Raw genomic sequence first — 16129 nt, 5'->3', positions numbered from 1 at the left:
GAAATCACTGTTTCCAGAAAGCAGGAGAGAAGATGATCAGCACGGTAAAAATCTCGAGCCGCCCAACCATCATCAGCATAATCAAAATCCATTTGCCAAGATAAGGAAGTCCGGCAAAGTTATCGGTAGGACCAAAATCACCCCAACCCGGACCGATATTACCAATAGCAGCTATACTTGCCCCAATAGACGACATGATATCGTAGCCAAACAGACTGATAGCAAAAGCTCCGGCTGCAAAAATGAACACATAGAGAATGAAAAAGCTCAGCACCGTCTGCTGGATATTTCGGTTAATGGCCTGATCGCCGATTCTTACCGGAAGGATAGCTTTGGGGTGAATGATTTGCTTGATCTCTCGTCCGGTATTACGAATCAGAATCATCCAGCGAATCATTTTAATACCGCCGCCGGTTGAGCCGGCACAACCCCCGGTAAAAAAGAGCAGGAACAGGAAAAAGGCCCCGATGGAATTCCAGACTTCATAATTGTCGGTTCCAAAGCCTGTGGTTGTTACAATGGCCAGTACCTGAAAGGCTCCGTACCGAAGAGCGTCAAGAATGTTATAGTTATCAATTACCCACAGCGAACCGGAAATGATTACAATGCCGATGAAAATAACGAGCGTGTAGAAGCGTATCTCCCGGTTGCCAAAAAAGGCCTCTTTGTCGCCCTGAATAAGCCGGAAGTGCATAGCAAAGTTAATCCCCGCCAGGTACATGAAAATGATGATGACCCAATCCACATAAGCGGAGTTAAAGGCCTCGATACTGGCATTTTTAGTTGAAAATCCACCCGTTGCCATAGTCGCAAAAGCATGGTTAATGGCTTCGAACCAGTCCATGGAAGGATGAAGCCACAGCAAAATGAACTCGGCAGCAGTAAAGGCTACGTAAATGCCCCATAAAAGCTTAGCTGTCTCTTGTACGCGCGGGGTGAGCTTATCGGCGGTAGGACCAGGTGACTCTGCCTGAAACAGCTGCATGCCTCCAATTCCTAATAAGGGAAGGATTGCCAATGATAAAACGATAATACCCATTCCCCCCAGCCAGTGAGCGAGTGACCGCCAGAATAAAAAGCTTTTGGGGATGTCTTCAATCTGCGGATTCCGGAAACCGTCGCTGGTGGTTCCGCCCAGTATGGTTGAGCCGGTGGTCGACAAACCGCTCATGGTTTCGAAAACGGCATCGGTAAAAGAAGGGAGAACTCCTGAGATCACAAAAGGGAGGGCTCCGACTAATGAAAGTGAAAGCCAGGTAAGACTTACGATCAGGAAGCCTTCGCGGACTCTGAGCTCTTCCTGAGGGCGAAAGGAATACCAAAGAGCACCACCCACCACAAAAGCGATAGCAGCTGAAAACAGGAAGGAGTGCCAGGTATCTTCTCCATAGTAAAAGTCGACAAAAGCAGGAAGCATCAGGGCGAAACCCATAAAAAAGATAAATGCACCCAACACTCCCAGTACAACAAGGAAGTCAATTTTTGCCCGGTTCAGGTTTGAAGTCGGTGAAAGAGCCATTATTGAAAAAGCTTGGTTACTTTATCGATGGCAGAAGGCACGCAGAATATCATAACCCGGTCGTTTGCCTTCACTTCCGTTGCACCTGTGGCAATTTCAACCGAACCATCGCAAAGAACACCACCGATCACGCATCCATCCGGAAGGCGCAATTTTTTGATGGGTTTGTTGGTGATTTTAGAGCCTTCATTGGCTTGCAGTTCAATAACCTCTGCCTTAATGCCTCTCAGTTCGGTAACTGAAATTACGCGTCCCCGGCGCACATATCGGTGAATTTCGTTGGAAGCAGCTACTTTCTTGTTTATAACGGCGTCCAGCCCGATGGTTTGAGCCAACGGGATGAAATCGGGTTTGGAAACAAGGGCTACTGTCTTTTTCACTTCCAGGTGCTTGGCCATCAGGCAGGAGATGATATTGGATTCCTCGTCATCAGTCACCGCTATGAAAGCATCCATGTCGCTGATACCCTCGGTGGCCAGTAAATCCGGGTCGGTAGGATTCCCGTTTAACACCATCACTTCCTTAAGCTCGATAGCGAGTTCCTCAGCCGTATCATAATCCGGTTCAATCAGTTTAATGGACCAGTTCTTGGAAGGATCGGCGCAGAGAATCCGGGCAATCATGGCTCCCATAGCAGAACCGCCGGCAATCATAACCGAATTCAATTCCATCTCTTTCTTACCAGTCGTTTCAATGATGAAAGGGATGTTTTCGGTTTTAGCCAGAACAAACATCTGGTCGTATTTCTGAAGCTTTACCGAACCATTGGGAATAATAGTACGCCCACGCCTGCCAATAGCTACCACGCGAAAAGTAACATCAGAGTGGAGGGCGGAATATTCATTTAATGATTTGCCAATTAAAGGTGAATCAGGTTCCAGGCGTATCCCAATCAGCTGCATGCGGTCTTCCGCAAGGTTAATTACATCACTGGCTGATGATCTCTTCAATAACTGGGCGATTTCCTGGGCGGCACTTAGCTCGGGGTGAATCATTACATCGATACCAAGATCAGAGGGGGTAAGGGGGGCGTTGTCGTCAGAGAACTCATCACTGCGAATCCTGGCGATCACCATTTTTGCCCCCAGCCGTTTCCCGATCATACCGGAAATCATATTCACCTCATCGATGCTGGTAACTGAAATCAGTATATCTGCTTCAGCTACATCGGTTTTTACGAGATCTTTAACGGAGGTGGCATTTCCTTCTATGGTGAGCACATCGAGAGAATCTGATACCTTGTTGAGGCACTCTTTCTCACGGTCAAGTACGGTAACGTCGTGTTTTTCTGATGAAAGTACGCTGGCGAGGTCGTATCCAATCTCCCCGGCACCAATAATAACAATCTTCAAATGAAGCCTGATGATTAATTATAAAACGTTCAATGTTACCATCTTTTTTAGTGAAAATAAAACCGTATAGAATATTTTAAATCCAATATTAACTTGCAGATACTGATCTATTCAGTGATAATAACCATTTCGGTTTCAACGGGCGATGATTGTTTCACCTGCAGGTCTCTCACTCTCACCCTGAAGCGATTCTCTCCCTTTTGAACCGGCAGGCTGATTCGATAGCCAACTCCAATTTCTTCTCCATCCTGCAGCCAGGTAAACTTAACCTGTGAAACCTCACGGTTTACTTCCGGCGCTCTGATTACGGTAAAAGGATTAGCCGGATTCCATTCCGCATTCCGTACGGTATCGGCTTCATTTGTAAACATCAGGGGCTCGGATACCACGATAGGGAATTTCACAGACGATGTGGGCCGCTGCTCATAAAACCACATCAGGTGCAGGCTGTCCGGACCCGGGGTATCGGCCGACCAGCTGTTTTGATACGCTCCGTCCACTACAAACCTCCAGTCGTCCTGCCGGGGTATTTTCAGGTCGCTGATGGAAAGGCTGCCCCCAAAACTGATTTGCTCCGGATAATCGGGATCGATATCCGGATGGCCGATGGGAATGATATGAACCACGGCAGAGTCTACCGAGTTAGATATTCCTCGTCCATCATCTTGAATCAGGGTTATGCGATATTCCCGAAGTTGGGTGGGGGTGAAGGTGGAATCATCGATGAGGTGGTTATTCACCTTCCACTGCTGAATCAGGCGATCGCCGTCACGGTCGGTATCAGGTCCTCCCGAAAGTCGGACTTGGCGATTCAGATATACTTTTCCGGGAGCGGTTATCTCAGGCTGGGGTGAACTGTTGGCGAAAAAGCGTTTCTCCATACGAACCCGGTTATTATTGGAAGGGGAGTTATCCTTCACCTCCAGTGCGACGGTGTGAAATCCGGGCTCAACGGTTTTAATGATCTCCGAGGCATTTTTGCTTATTAATTCCCCATCAAGGAACCAACTATACTCTTTGATAAAACCGTCCGGATCATTTGATTGTAAGGCATTCAGACTTAAATCAGAACCGGCAGGAACCGTTTCGGCAAGGTTCCATACGATATTCGGAGCAGCGTTTACTTTTATGGATTTCGTCAGGGTCACGGTATTACAGCCACTGGATGAATCAGTTTGGAGAAATAAAGTCACCAGGTATTCTCCCGGTTCAGTAAATGGGTGATCGGCAACCAGGCCCTGAACGGTTTCTACTGACCCATCCGGTACATATTCAATTCTCCATTCGGCATTGATTATTTCATCTTCTGCCGAAGAAGCACTCCCATCCAGGGTAATCACATCACCGGGACTGGCCCACTCTTGTAAATTAAAAACGGCATTCGGACCTTGAATTACCCTTACGGTTGCTCGTACCTGATTTGTATTTCCACACTGTGCTGACCCGGATCCCTGAACCGTTAGGGTAAGTGGATAAATACCGGGTTCGGTGTACACATGCTGTACTTTTGGGCCGCTTTCAGTAGTTCCGTCTCCAAGGCTCCAAACCAGGGAGGGAAGAGCTCCTGAGGGGTCCACACTGTTTGAACCATCGAGGTTAAGCGCGGTATTCACACAAATGGTGGTATCGCTAACATTCATCTTGGCTACCGGAGAACCTTCTACAATCACCGGTATCTTGGCAACGGTCTTTTCCTCGGTGATGCCATCGGTGAGTTCCAGGCGGGCCTCATAAACACCGGGGGCATCATAAACATAAGAGGGGTTCGCTTCTTTGGAGGTTTCTCCATTCCCAAAATACCAGGTTACATCAAAGTCGTTTCCATCTGGATCGATACTGCTTGAACTGTTGAATAAAACTGTTTTTCCGCTACAGGTGGCAATCAGGGAATCAACGATTGCTTCAACTGGGCGATTGATAAGTATGCGGATGGTTTCCTGGTTACGGCTGTTGGATAATCCAAGTCCGTCATGTACGGATAAGCCCACGATGTGTACCCCAAATTCCGGAGCTCTCCAGCTGAAACTGGCTTCATTTCGCTTGGAGCCATCCGGGAGTGTCCATTCAAAAAACACTTGGTCGTTATCTACATCATACGTCTCGGAAGCATCCAGTTTAATATCGAGGGAGTTGGACCGGACTACTCGTTCTGTAATGATATAAGGCTCATGGTTTATGTTGACCGTCCCTTCTTTAGAAATGGTGGAATTAGCAAGACCCTGATTGTCGGTAGCTGTGAGAGTAAAGTAATGCGGTCCGCTTTCTCCAAAGCTTTTGGTTACAATGGGGCCGTTCATTTCAGTTCCATCCGGGAACGACCATTTCAGCTCCCGAATCTCACCATCCGGATCGTAGGTTTCGGTGGCATCGAACGTTACTTCATCACCCGGCGCAATTTTATCCGGGGTGATATTCCATTTAAGTACCGGAGCATGATTCACCCATACATCCTTGCTGGAAAGGTCCTGGGCATTTTCGTGACCGGAATTATCCTGAACTCTCAGGGAAATGGTGTGTTCGCCGGGGTCGTTGATCGTCAGCGTTGGGTTTGGGCCCGTGGCAGCAGGCACACCATCTATATACCACTGGTAGCCGGTAATAAAACCATCCTTGTCTGTGCTTTGGGTGCCATCAACCCGGAAGGCGTGTCCGCCGGCAAGCGTGTCAGGCACGGTAAAATCAGCAACCGGATATTCGTTTATCACAATCACATGGCGCTTTTTCTCTACCTCATCTCCTTTCCTGATGGTCACATTGACTGCATAGGTGCCGGGTTTCTCATACAAATGAGAAGGCTGAACACCGGAAGCTACTGTTCCATCCCCAAAATCCCACTCAATAAGAACGGAATCGGAAGCGGTGTTGGTGGAAGTCGTGAGAGAATCATTCAGCGTAAATCCAACTTTTGAAACCGATGAAACCCGCGGCGCTTCGATAACCGCGTTGGGATCGGGAAGCGGTTGTTCAAACTGAATCTCATCTGTCAAAAGGCTATCAGTTGCAGGACCGGATTGAGTAGAATCACTTAAAGTAGAATCCGATGATGCCTGCACGTTCTTGGCGCGGGGAGGAGTAACCGTGTACGAACCGGTGATAGTAAACCGGGAATTATCGGTATTAGTATTATCATCAACCGTTAAGGTTACATCAAAGGTGCCGGTGGCTAAATGGCTTATAGCCACCTCGCGCTTTGTATTCTCGCTGCCGGTAACTCCCAATCCTTCCCATTCATAGCTGAGGGAATCGCCGTCACTGTCGTTTATGTTTATGGCAGAAAAGGTAAGTAACTGGCCGGTCTGGAAGGTAGAGTCGTAACGAATTTCAGCATAAGGCTGACTATTTACACGGATACGCAGCTGGCGCTGGCTGTTGTTACACCTCGCTACAGTTCCACTATTACTCACCCGAACCGAAATGATATGAGTGCCGGCATCCTCTGAAGAGAAATCAAAGGTTGGCCCATTACCTGCCGGACGTCCGTTTACAAACCAGGTATAGCTCAATTCCTGCCTGCCGAGATCGTAAGAGTTTTCCGCCGAAAGGGTGATAACCTCTCCGGGTGCTACAATTTCCTTTGGACTTTGCAAGCGGGCAATGGGCGGACTGGTAATATCTATGTCTGTTGAAGTGACCCAGAATTTTGGCAGCACATTCGGTACCGGGTTGGGTACTTTCACATGTATGGTTTGTTTGCCCCGAACGGTAAACGGTATGTTTGGAGAAAAACCGGTAGCCAGTGTTTTTTCGTTAATAGTCCATTCCGCATTCTGCATCTCTCTTTGCGAAAGGATAGTGCTGCCGAGCCTGAAAGTTTTATCCGTACAGTTATTGGCGGTGGTGGTTTGAATATTGAAATCGGGTTTTGCAGTCGGATGGAAGTGACCTTCATACAACCATAAAATAGGCCGTTCCTTACCGTAAATTGCGATGTTGTTCAGTATCTGCCTGGAGCCGCTGATGCTTACGGCCCATTCGTTTTCAATACCAAAGCTGTTTTCAGGGAGGCGGGTGTTTTCCTGACTAAGTGGGTAGTACGTTCCGGTTGCATCGGTGATTTCAATCTTACTGTCTTCTTCACCGTCGGCTTCCAAAGTTGGGAGCTCAACGCCCGGACTGTAGGGCTTCACTTGTACGCTCTGTTCCGGTGACATATCAAAAATGCCAATCCCCAGGTCTATGGTGATAATCTTCCAGGGTTGACCTTCAAGCGGATCACCAACCGTATTTCTGACTCTCAGGTCAAAATTATTTACATCATTCCCGCCATCGGCTGTAACCCGAACGATGAATCCATTTTCAACTTCTTCGTTGAGCACAAATAGGTTAATCCAGCGGCCTTTGAATCGTTCTTCGTTCATCACCGACAAAGTTTCCAGGTCTGAACTATTACCGGATTTCTCAGTAATTTGGTTATCACTGAATGAATAGAGCTCATCAAAAGGATAGATGCGATAGGTGGTTGTGGTGTTGGCGTTTGTGGTGGTAATCTGATCAATGGTACCGCCAATACCGGCATCAAAAAGCTGAAGCATAGCTTTGGGAGCATCGGCATCCGGCTTTATCCAGATGTCATACTGATGTCGGTTGTCCCCGCTTTTGAACTCGGTATTCCGTCCCGATATAGAGAGAAACATATCCTGCGCCTGCAGCAAAGCCAGCGGAGATAGAAAAAACATCAGAAGAAGATATGTACAAAAGGCTATTTTCTTCATTGGTCTGCCTCAACAATAAATGTCTTCGTTAAATAGGTTTGATCTGTGCTCACGTCCTTAAAGGCAATGGTTAGTTCGCCGGGAATAAACGTGATTTTAGTCCCCCAGCGGCCCTGACCGTCGGTTGCAATAGTTCGGGACTGCTGTTGGTTTGAAATTATCACCTTCAACCCATTGTAAGCTTTAGAGGAAATAATAGTACTGCCTGCTTTTACTCGGTTAGATTGTAATGCAGAAGCTTTACCAATGTTGAAATTATAGAGCCGATCTTCGGTAAGCCGGGCTACAATTACATCCAGTTCGGATACATTACCGGTCGGGTCTCTGGATATGATTTTTATATCGGTTTCTCCCGATAAATCCGAAAGGGTATGTGAAAAGCGACCGGATGAAGCTACCGACACTCTCTTTCCATTCATGGTGAGAACGGCATCAGGTTCAGTAACGCCTTCAACAGCGTAGGTATCGCCCGAGGTTAACAACATGTTGCCCCGAATGTTATCCACAAACACCGGAGGGGGCTGATTATCTACGTTTCGGATAATTCTCGCTGTTTTGGAAAATGGTCCTCTAAGCCCAAGCTGATCCGTAGCCTGAACCCGAACGTAGGTCATACCCATAGGCAGGTTTTCAATATTTACCGCTGTTTCGGTGGTGGTTACTTCAGTAAGTTGGCCGTCAAAGTTCGGAGAGTTACTATATTGGACCCGGTAATTAGCAGCGTCGTCTATTTCCCGGAAAGCAAAAAGAAGTTCCTCTTCATTGATAAGGGTATCAGCCGATGACCAGTCCAGTTCCGGAGCAGGAAGAAGTTCCACCGGTTGTAACGGATCTTTTCCTTCCTCTACAATGGTACCCTGATTTTTTTGGATGGTGATGGTGATATCGTTGGAGTTAATGATGGCTTCTCCGTCGTAATTGGATAGCTTGGCCCGTTCAACTCCTTCCGTTTCGGCATAAAAATTTTGAGTTTTCAGTTCAGTACGTGAAGGCCCGGCGTTCAATACATATGTACTTCGGTCTTTTCCGGCGGCAGAAAGTTTGGCTAACAAACCGCCGTCTTCTAAGGTAATTTCCGTATCGCTTGCATTGTTGAGCTTATCAATTCGGGATTTACGGATTACGGCGATGGTATTGGGGTTTACCTGAATATCACTGCCGTCGGTAAAGGAGAGGGTGGCGTAGCTTTCAATCAGCGTTCTGATGCCGTCCGATTGCTTGAATAAATCTCCAATAAATGAGTCCGACCAGCTGCCCAGTAGCCCAACTCTCTTATTTACTTCCCCTTTCTTTTTACTGAGCTGAGCCTGCACGTCCACAATCCGGTTATTCATCAGGGTGCTTTCCATTTCGTCGACAGCTTGCTCCAGCTGCCCGGCATAGCCAATAGCCTGGTCCAGTTCACCCTCACTGATGGAGGTAGAATATTTGCTGATAATTTCCTTAACGGCTGCATATTCTTCAGCAGCAAATACGGTGGCCCCGGAATTAATGAGGTCACTGATCCGCTTTTGTTGTTCGTTCACTTTCGAAGAAAACTCAGCAAAATTCTGTAACTGCAGGATGGCCGACGGTTCCAGCGTAAAGGAATTTTTATCAACATCGTGCGAGGCCATTTCGATAACAAGGGGCCAGTTGACCGTGCTTCCCGTATAGCGCTGGGCGATCAGCTGCAAATCCTGTGATTGAAAGGTGAGCGGGTTTTGTTGGGCATAGATTTCTCCCGGTTCAACAGAAAACAACATCAGCGATATGAGCAGATAGCGGTATTTCATATCAGGTGAGGCTCTGTCCATTTGTTTTTGGGATTACCAGGGTAAAACGGCTGCCAATAGCTTCATTCGATTCCAGCTCAATTTCCCCATCGTGCTGATGCATAATCTCGCGAACATAAGCCAGGCCCAATCCCGTCCCTTTTTCCCGGGCGGTTGCTTTAGACCGGACGCGATAAAACTTGTCGAAAATTTTCTTTTGATCTTCGGTACTTATCCCAAAACCATGATCGGTTACGCTAAAGCGGATGTTCTCTGGTGTTTCAGTAAGCTGAATCTCAATGGTTCGGTTTTCATCCCCGTATTTGATGGCATTACTGATCAGGTTTTGCACAGCATCAAATAATAGATCACTGTTTCCTTTCACTTTAAAATCACGGCCGGTTTTCTTTGAATCTATTCTCAGGTTTTTCTCGCTAAGGAGGGGGCTGGTTATTTGCTGAACATGCTCAACTACTTTCTCCAGATCTACATTTTCAAATTCAGCAGAGTTCTTACCGGATTCCAGTCGTTGAATTTCAAGGAAGCGATTTACCAGCTTGTTCATTCGGTCGCCCGATAAATGAATCTGGTTTACCAAAACCTGCTGTTCTTCATCCTCAATATTATCATTCTCCAGCAATATCTGCGAAAGCCCGAGTACCCCACTAATCGGGTTTTTAAGCTCATGTACAATGATGTTAATCATGTCATTTCGCTTGATATCATTCAGGCGGTCTTCGGTTTTGTCGTGCAGGATAATCATCGCAGCTTGTTCATTATCCTCCTGATCAACGATGGTCACATACTGGAAATCATAGAAATACGATTTCTCTTCTTTTAGAGAATGGGACAATTCCGCCCGGTTAATCTTAATGGTATAAGGGTCCGGGTAATGGATATTCTGCTCAAGCTTGGTGGTTTGGATATCAGCGTGCTCCAAAATTTCATCCGGGGTAATAACCTTTGGATCCAGCTGAAGGCTGTTCAGGAAGTTTTGGAAATTGTTATTCAGGAAGCTGAAATGCTGGTTCTCATCCAAAATACCAATCAGATCCTCGGAATAGGTCATCATGTACTTGTTCTTGGATTCTTCCAGGATGATTCTTTCCACATTTATTTTCTGATAGCGCTGTAGGGTAAGCCTGATGTTTTCCAGCGTTTCCTGCATGAGGTCAAATTCAGGGAGTGAAACGGGCTTAATCTGATGTTCAAAGTTCAGGGCGCTCAGGTATTCTACGTCTGTTATAATCTGTTCAACCGGTTTGTTTACGTGAATACTTACATACCAGCTAAAGCAAAACAGGATGAAGAGAATAACGCCACCGGTTATCACCGAAAACCTGATTAAATCATGCACCGGCTGCAGGATAAAAGAGTCTTCCACCGCTATCACATGCCAAAATGGAGTGGTTTGAAACCGGGAAGTCATAACGAACCAATTACTCCCGTTCATTTCTATGGTAGATTGACTGGAGTAGCTGGCATCACCAACCAGGAAAGCAGGAAATTCAAATGGCTGTTCGGGGACAATGTTATCACCGGTTCCGCTGACGATGTTAGCCACATAATTTCCTCCCAACGGAATGTTAATAAGCTCCCGGGTGATTTGCGATGCATCAAAAAACATATCCAGCTGAAAGATATTACCGCCGATTTGGATTACCCGCTTGGCTATGAAGAAATGGGTGTTTTGTAGGGTGTCGGGGCTCCAGCTAACGTTAATCATGGGATCCAGGCGAGAGGGATACCATTTGTATTTAATACCACTGAAATCAACTTCATCATAAAAAGAACGCCTCATGTCAACTGACTCAGTCGATGATTGCTCCGAAATGGTGATTCTCATCAAGCCAGGCGTCAGGTTGATGGTTTTGGTAACGATATTCTGGGTTTGCTCCGGGGCTTTGGCTATTTCTTCAGCTGTGTAATTGGTGGAATTCAGCCAGTTTCGGATAATCTGATCGGAGCGTTTTAAGGAGTATTCCTGAAGCTGGGATACAATGGTGGTACGCTCATTAATGATAGCTTCCCTGTACTGCGGACGTACGAATATCCACATCAGCAGGAATGCCATCAGCAACAAAAGAGAAGAGAATAGGAAAATTCTATTCCTCAGCGTCAACCCATCTAACATAAAACACCTATTTTTATTAAGGCTTAAGTTCCGCCTAACTGAGCAAATAATCGATTAGAATAGTCTTATAATCATCGCTTTATCATTTCCGTCAAAGTCATGTTAATGATAGCTTAACATTAACGTAACCTTCTCTTTAGCTGAATTGGGGATTCTTAGCCAACGATTGAATTAAGCATGTATATGTTAATTGGTGGAGATTTTAATAGCAGGGCTAAACAGCTACTCTTACAACTTGGGGAGCTGTGTGAAAAAGATACCGATAAAAAAATACCAGTCGAAGAGCTTGCTGAAGAACTTGAGGTTGACAGAGCAGAACTTAAGAACCTGCTGGAATACCTTGAGAATAAAGAACTGATTAACATAGCGAGTATAGGCGGGCCGTTCCTGTACGGACACGTAAAAATCACCGAAAAAGGTGTTCTGAAAGCTCTGAAGCTTAAATAAAAAAATAGCTCCTGCTTTTACACAGAAGCTATAATTCTAATACCTAATACTGTTCGTTTAATCAGTTGGGTTTAAAATCCCGTCAATGCGCTCAAGGATGTCCGCAATGTGCGCTTTGGAAACGGCATCGGGGATACGACTCTGAGCTCTTTGAAGATCAGCCTGAAGAGTATTAAGCTCAACCCGTAAAAGTGGGCGGATATCAGAAGTAGCCACATCTACCGGATTCCATGACCTTCCGACTTCATCATTCTCAAACATCTCTTCAATGTTCTGAATATACATTCGCTGCAAGTTACGGCGATAGGGATCGATTGCAGCAGGGGAGTACACTTCACTCCAAACACCGCGTCGTAAATCTTCCAGCATGTCAAGCGGGGCATAGGCATCTTCATCGAAAGTATGTGCTTCGTTCAGTCTCAGCATTACGCCGGCATCCATCACATCATTCAGTAAACGAGCCTGCAGGTTTTTGACTCTTTCGAGGGCTCCGGCGTGTTCTATACGGCGGAGGATCTCCTTGTCCAGCAGCCAGTCGGGCGTAGTGAAAACATGGTCATTGAGGAAATCCATGGCTTCTTTTTGGTAATCAGCAGGCACCGGGGTATAAAGCACTCCGTCCTGATCGGAAGCCTTTCGCTCCTGGTAAACACCGCCAATATTGGTGGAAACATGGCCGGCATAACGAGCCCATTGGAAAACCAATTCACCATAAATTTCTTCCAGATCATCATAACCTTCACCCGGAGTGGAAGTCCATTCGATTAAATTCGGAACCACACGTTTCAGGTTCATGAGTCCATAGGTACTGGCCTGAACCGGATCGTTGGATAAATCCTCGGTTTGAGAAGAAGGATCCCAGCCTGTGGAAGAAGCAAAACGATAAACAGGGTCGCCGGCTTTTTCTTCAATCCAGCTGTCCAGAATGGGTTTTTCATCTTCGGGAGTTTCAGCCTCAGTAATTACACGGTATCCCCAGTTTACAGCATATTTATCGTAGGGTCCGATTTTTCGAATGAACCGGATGTTCTCATCACCGGGCTGAGCAATGTAGTTCTGGCGTGCATACTCCATGATGGTGGTTGCGATTCCATACTCTTGCGTAAAAGTACCGGAGCGAAGGGAATCCACAGGATAAGCCGAACTGGACTGCATGTTATGGGGAAGTCCGATAGCATGACCCACTTCGTGAGCAATTACCCGGCGCATGGTTTCGCCAATCAGGTCATCATCCAGCTGTAGTTTTCGGGCATCTGGGTTAGCAGCTCCCGTTTCAATCATCAACCGGTTGCGATAAGAACGCATGTGATTATGGTACCAAACAATATCACTTTCAATAATTTCGCCGGTTCGGGGATCGCTCACACTTGGCCCAACCGCATTCCTAATGGTGCTGGCTACCCAGCGAACGGTGGAATAGCGAATGTCTTCAGGACTCCAGTCCGGATCTTCTTCCGGGGAGGGCGCTTCTTTGGCAATCACAGCATTTTTAAAGCCTGCAGCTTCAAAGGCTTCATTCCAGTCTTCCACACCTTGCTTTACATATGGCACATATTTCTTGGGAGTAGCGGGGTCGAGGTAATACACTATCGGTTTTACCGGCTCTACCAGTTCGCCCCGTGCATAAGCTTCGGGATCTTTGGGTTCCAGTCTCCACCGGCGAATGTAACTGACTTCCTTCGCTTTTTGAGCTTCCAGTCCGTAGTCAATTTGATCGACCGTAAACCAACCCACACGATAGTCTTCATAACGGGGTCGCATTGGCTCCTCGGGAAGTAGCACCATAGACTGATTCATCAGCATAGACAGGGTATTGGTACCCTGATCGGAGGGAGGATTGCCGGCATCGTAGGTAAGTACGTGGCGGACTTCAATATTCTTCGGGAAACTCTTGGCAGACTCAATATAGGTTCGGTTTCCATCCAGGCGCCGCACCTGATATTGCCTTCGTAAAAAGCTGATGGCACCGCTTATGGCTTCAATATCGGAAGTGAAGAATTCGGTCATTTCAATAACCACAGAAGCCGAGTCTTTGCCAATGGTTTCTATCGGGAAGGCAGCGAGAATGGGGGCAAAATTATTAGCCTTCACTGATTTATAGATCGGCAGCGTATCGCTGGCAACGGCATTGTAGGATTGCTTTCGGATTAAAATCTGATCGCGCTGACGCTCGAAAGTAAGTACCTGTTCAGCGGTTTTTGATCCTCCAGAGAAAAACCCGAAATAATCGGTTGGTACCTGTGCGATACGACTTACCAGTAACATCTCTCGGTTTAGCAGGGAATCCGGAATTTCGTAGTAGAGTTTGTCATCAACCCAATGCACATCAAACAAGCCTTCATCGGTTTTGGCTTTATCGGTGATTACTTCCGAGTAAGGCTTAATACCATTAGAGGAAGGGCTGGCAGATCGGGAGGGTTTTTGAGCGGGGTTTGATGTTGTTTCTTTGGAAGAGGTACAGCCTGCAATTAGTAAGAAGGAGAGAACACAAGCAGTAATAAGTTTAGTAGAAAAAGCGTGCATAGGGTCAATAATTTAGTTTCCGAAAGTTGAGTGGATGAAATTAGCACAAATGATTCAAATTTTTAGACATTAACCACAAATAACAAAATAGTTTTACAACTTAATATGAAATATTCATTCGTCAGTTTTGGATAAAAATACCTACCTTTGCATCCCTTTAAATGACAGCATAACCAAACGTTTTAAATCATGATTATTGGAGTTCCTAAAGAGATTAAAACCCACGAGAACAGGGTAGCTATTCAGCCCGGCGGCGTTGTTCAGATGAAGCGCAACGGACATGAAGTGTTAATCGAAAAAAATGCTGGTGTTGGCAGCGGGTTCAGCAACCAGGATTATATCGATGCCGGTGCTACCATTATTGACGACGTGGAGGAAGTATGGAAGAAGGCCGAAATGATCATGAAAGTGAAAGAGCCGATCGCCGTTGAGTATCCACGCATGCGGGAAGGACAAGTGATCTTTACTTATTTTCATTTTGCAGCTGAAGAAGCGCTTACAAAAGCCGTGGTTGACTCAAAATGTATTGCCATCGCTTATGAAACGGTAGAAAAAACTGACCGTTCATTACCGCTGCTTATACCGATGAGTGAAGTAGCAGGACGAATGGCTGCTCAGGAAGGAGCTGTTTACCTTGAAAAACCCAAAGGCGGTTTAGGAAAACTGATGGGTGGAATTCCCGGTGTACCTCCGGCTAAAGTATTGGTATTAGGCGGTGGAGTTGTAGGTGTGAACGCGGCCAAAATCGCTGCCGGTATGGGCGCCGATACTACCATCATGGATATCAATATGCCACGCCTGCGTTACCTCGATGATGTAATGGACAAGAATGTGAACACCATGTTCTCATCGGAAGCGAATATCCGCAAGATGCTTCCGGATGTGGATCTGATTATAGGTGCAGTACTGAAGCCCGGCGCCAAAGCCCCGCACTTGATTACCCGAGATATGCTAAAAGAAATGAAGCCCGGAACCGTATTGGTTGACGTGGCCATTGACCAGGGCGGATGTTTTGAAACCTCCAAGCCAACCACCCACAAAGATCCTGTTTATATGGTTGAAGATGTGGTGCACTATTGCGTGGCCAACATGCCTGGCGCGGTTCCTTACACTTCTACCATGGGACTCACCAACGTGACGCTTCCATATGCGGTATCACTGGCCAACAAAGGCTGGAAGAAAGCCCTGAAAGATGATGCGGAGCTCCTCAAAGGCCTGAACATCGCCAACGGTACCATTGTGTATCAGGATGTAGCCGAAGCCTTCGACATGGAATGGGACGAAGTGGATTCTGTTCTTAATTAAGTCTATGGCCAAATCTAATTATTACCTGTAGGGCGGACAGTTTGTCCGCCCTTTTTTGTTTGGGGTAGTTGGTTGCCTTTTCATAGAGGACCCTCTCTCTGTCTCTCCCTCCGGCGCGTCTATAATATATCCAATCCTTAGTTGGGGCCGCAGGGAAAGAGGACTCGTTGGTGAGGGTTGGTATAGTGAAAAGAATTGAGTTATGGGAACAATCTTTTAATTCGGCGCTCCCTCCATATAAGCGTAGCGCAATAGGGAGGGCCGGGGTGGGTCGGTTTGCGAAGGGCTGGTATATTTAAAACCCAAATGCTTTCACACTCACGAGTCACTCACAAAATTTTGTCTTTGAGTCCCAAAATTTTGGGTTGGAAAGAGAAAAATTG

Annotated in this window: 8 protein-coding genes; 2 read left to right on the top strand and 6 right to left on the bottom strand. The window is 46.5% G+C overall.

The genetic code is table 11. From position 1 onward, the window contains the following. Positions 1 to 4: 4 nt before the first annotated feature. The 5 genes from NM125_RS00980 to NM125_RS00960 all read right to left on the bottom strand — a co-directional run bounded on the left by NM125_RS00980 (position 5) and on the right by NM125_RS00960 (position 11471). On the bottom strand, positions 5 to 1519 hold the full coding sequence (locus NM125_RS00980; protein ID WP_255131953.1) for a TrkH family potassium uptake protein: 1515 nt from the start codon (positions 1517 to 1519) through the stop codon (positions 5 to 7). Further along, positions 1519 to 2871 (bottom strand): Trk system potassium transporter TrkA, encoded by a 1353-nt coding sequence (gene trkA / locus NM125_RS00975; RefSeq protein ID WP_255131951.1) that lies wholly within the window; start codon positions 2869 to 2871, stop codon positions 1519 to 1521. The genes NM125_RS00980 and trkA overlap by 1 nt, the downstream gene beginning before the upstream one ends. A 107-nt stretch (positions 2872 to 2978) precedes the next feature. Further along, the gene (locus tag NM125_RS00970) at positions 2979 to 7583 is read right to left on the bottom strand and encodes a PKD domain-containing protein (protein WP_255131949.1); all 4605 of its coding nucleotides are present in this window, start codon (positions 7581 to 7583) and stop codon (positions 2979 to 2981) included. Next, positions 7580 to 9358, bottom strand: a complete 1779-nt coding sequence (locus NM125_RS00965) for a hypothetical protein (RefSeq protein WP_255131948.1) — start codon at positions 9356 to 9358, stop codon at positions 7580 to 7582. The genes NM125_RS00970 and NM125_RS00965 overlap by 4 nt, the downstream gene beginning before the upstream one ends. A gap of 1 nt (position 9359) precedes the next feature. After that, entirely contained in the window at positions 9360 to 11471 is a 2112-nt protein-coding gene (locus tag NM125_RS00960) for a sensor histidine kinase (protein ID WP_255131946.1), read from the bottom strand. 177 nt (positions 11472 to 11648) lie between these two features. On the opposite strand from NM125_RS00960, the gene NM125_RS00955 reads away from it, so the two are divergent. After that, positions 11649 to 11918: a hypothetical protein gene (locus tag NM125_RS00955; protein ID WP_255131944.1), complete on the top strand. Its 270-nt coding sequence runs from the start codon at positions 11649 to 11651 to the stop codon at positions 11916 to 11918. Positions 11919 to 11975: 57 nt separating this feature from the next. Here NM125_RS00955 and NM125_RS00950 read toward each other — a convergent pair whose 3' ends face one another. Then, complete coding sequence (locus NM125_RS00950) at positions 11976 to 14441, bottom strand: zinc-dependent metalloprotease (protein WP_255131943.1); 2466 nt, start codon at positions 14439 to 14441, stop codon at positions 11976 to 11978. 189 nt (positions 14442 to 14630) lie between these two features. Between NM125_RS00950 and ald the strand changes: the two genes are divergently transcribed. Further along, positions 14631 to 15746, top strand: coding sequence for an alanine dehydrogenase (gene ald, locus NM125_RS00945; RefSeq protein ID WP_255131941.1), 1116 nt, complete (start codon positions 14631 to 14633; stop codon positions 15744 to 15746). Positions 15747 to 16129: the final 383 nt, after the last annotated feature.

It is taken from the genome of Gracilimonas sediminicola, assembly GCF_024320785.1.
Lineage (GTDB): Bacteria > Bacteroidota > Rhodothermia > Balneolales > Balneolaceae > Gracilimonas > Gracilimonas sediminicola.
This window is presented reverse-complemented; position numbering and strand designations above follow the sequence as displayed.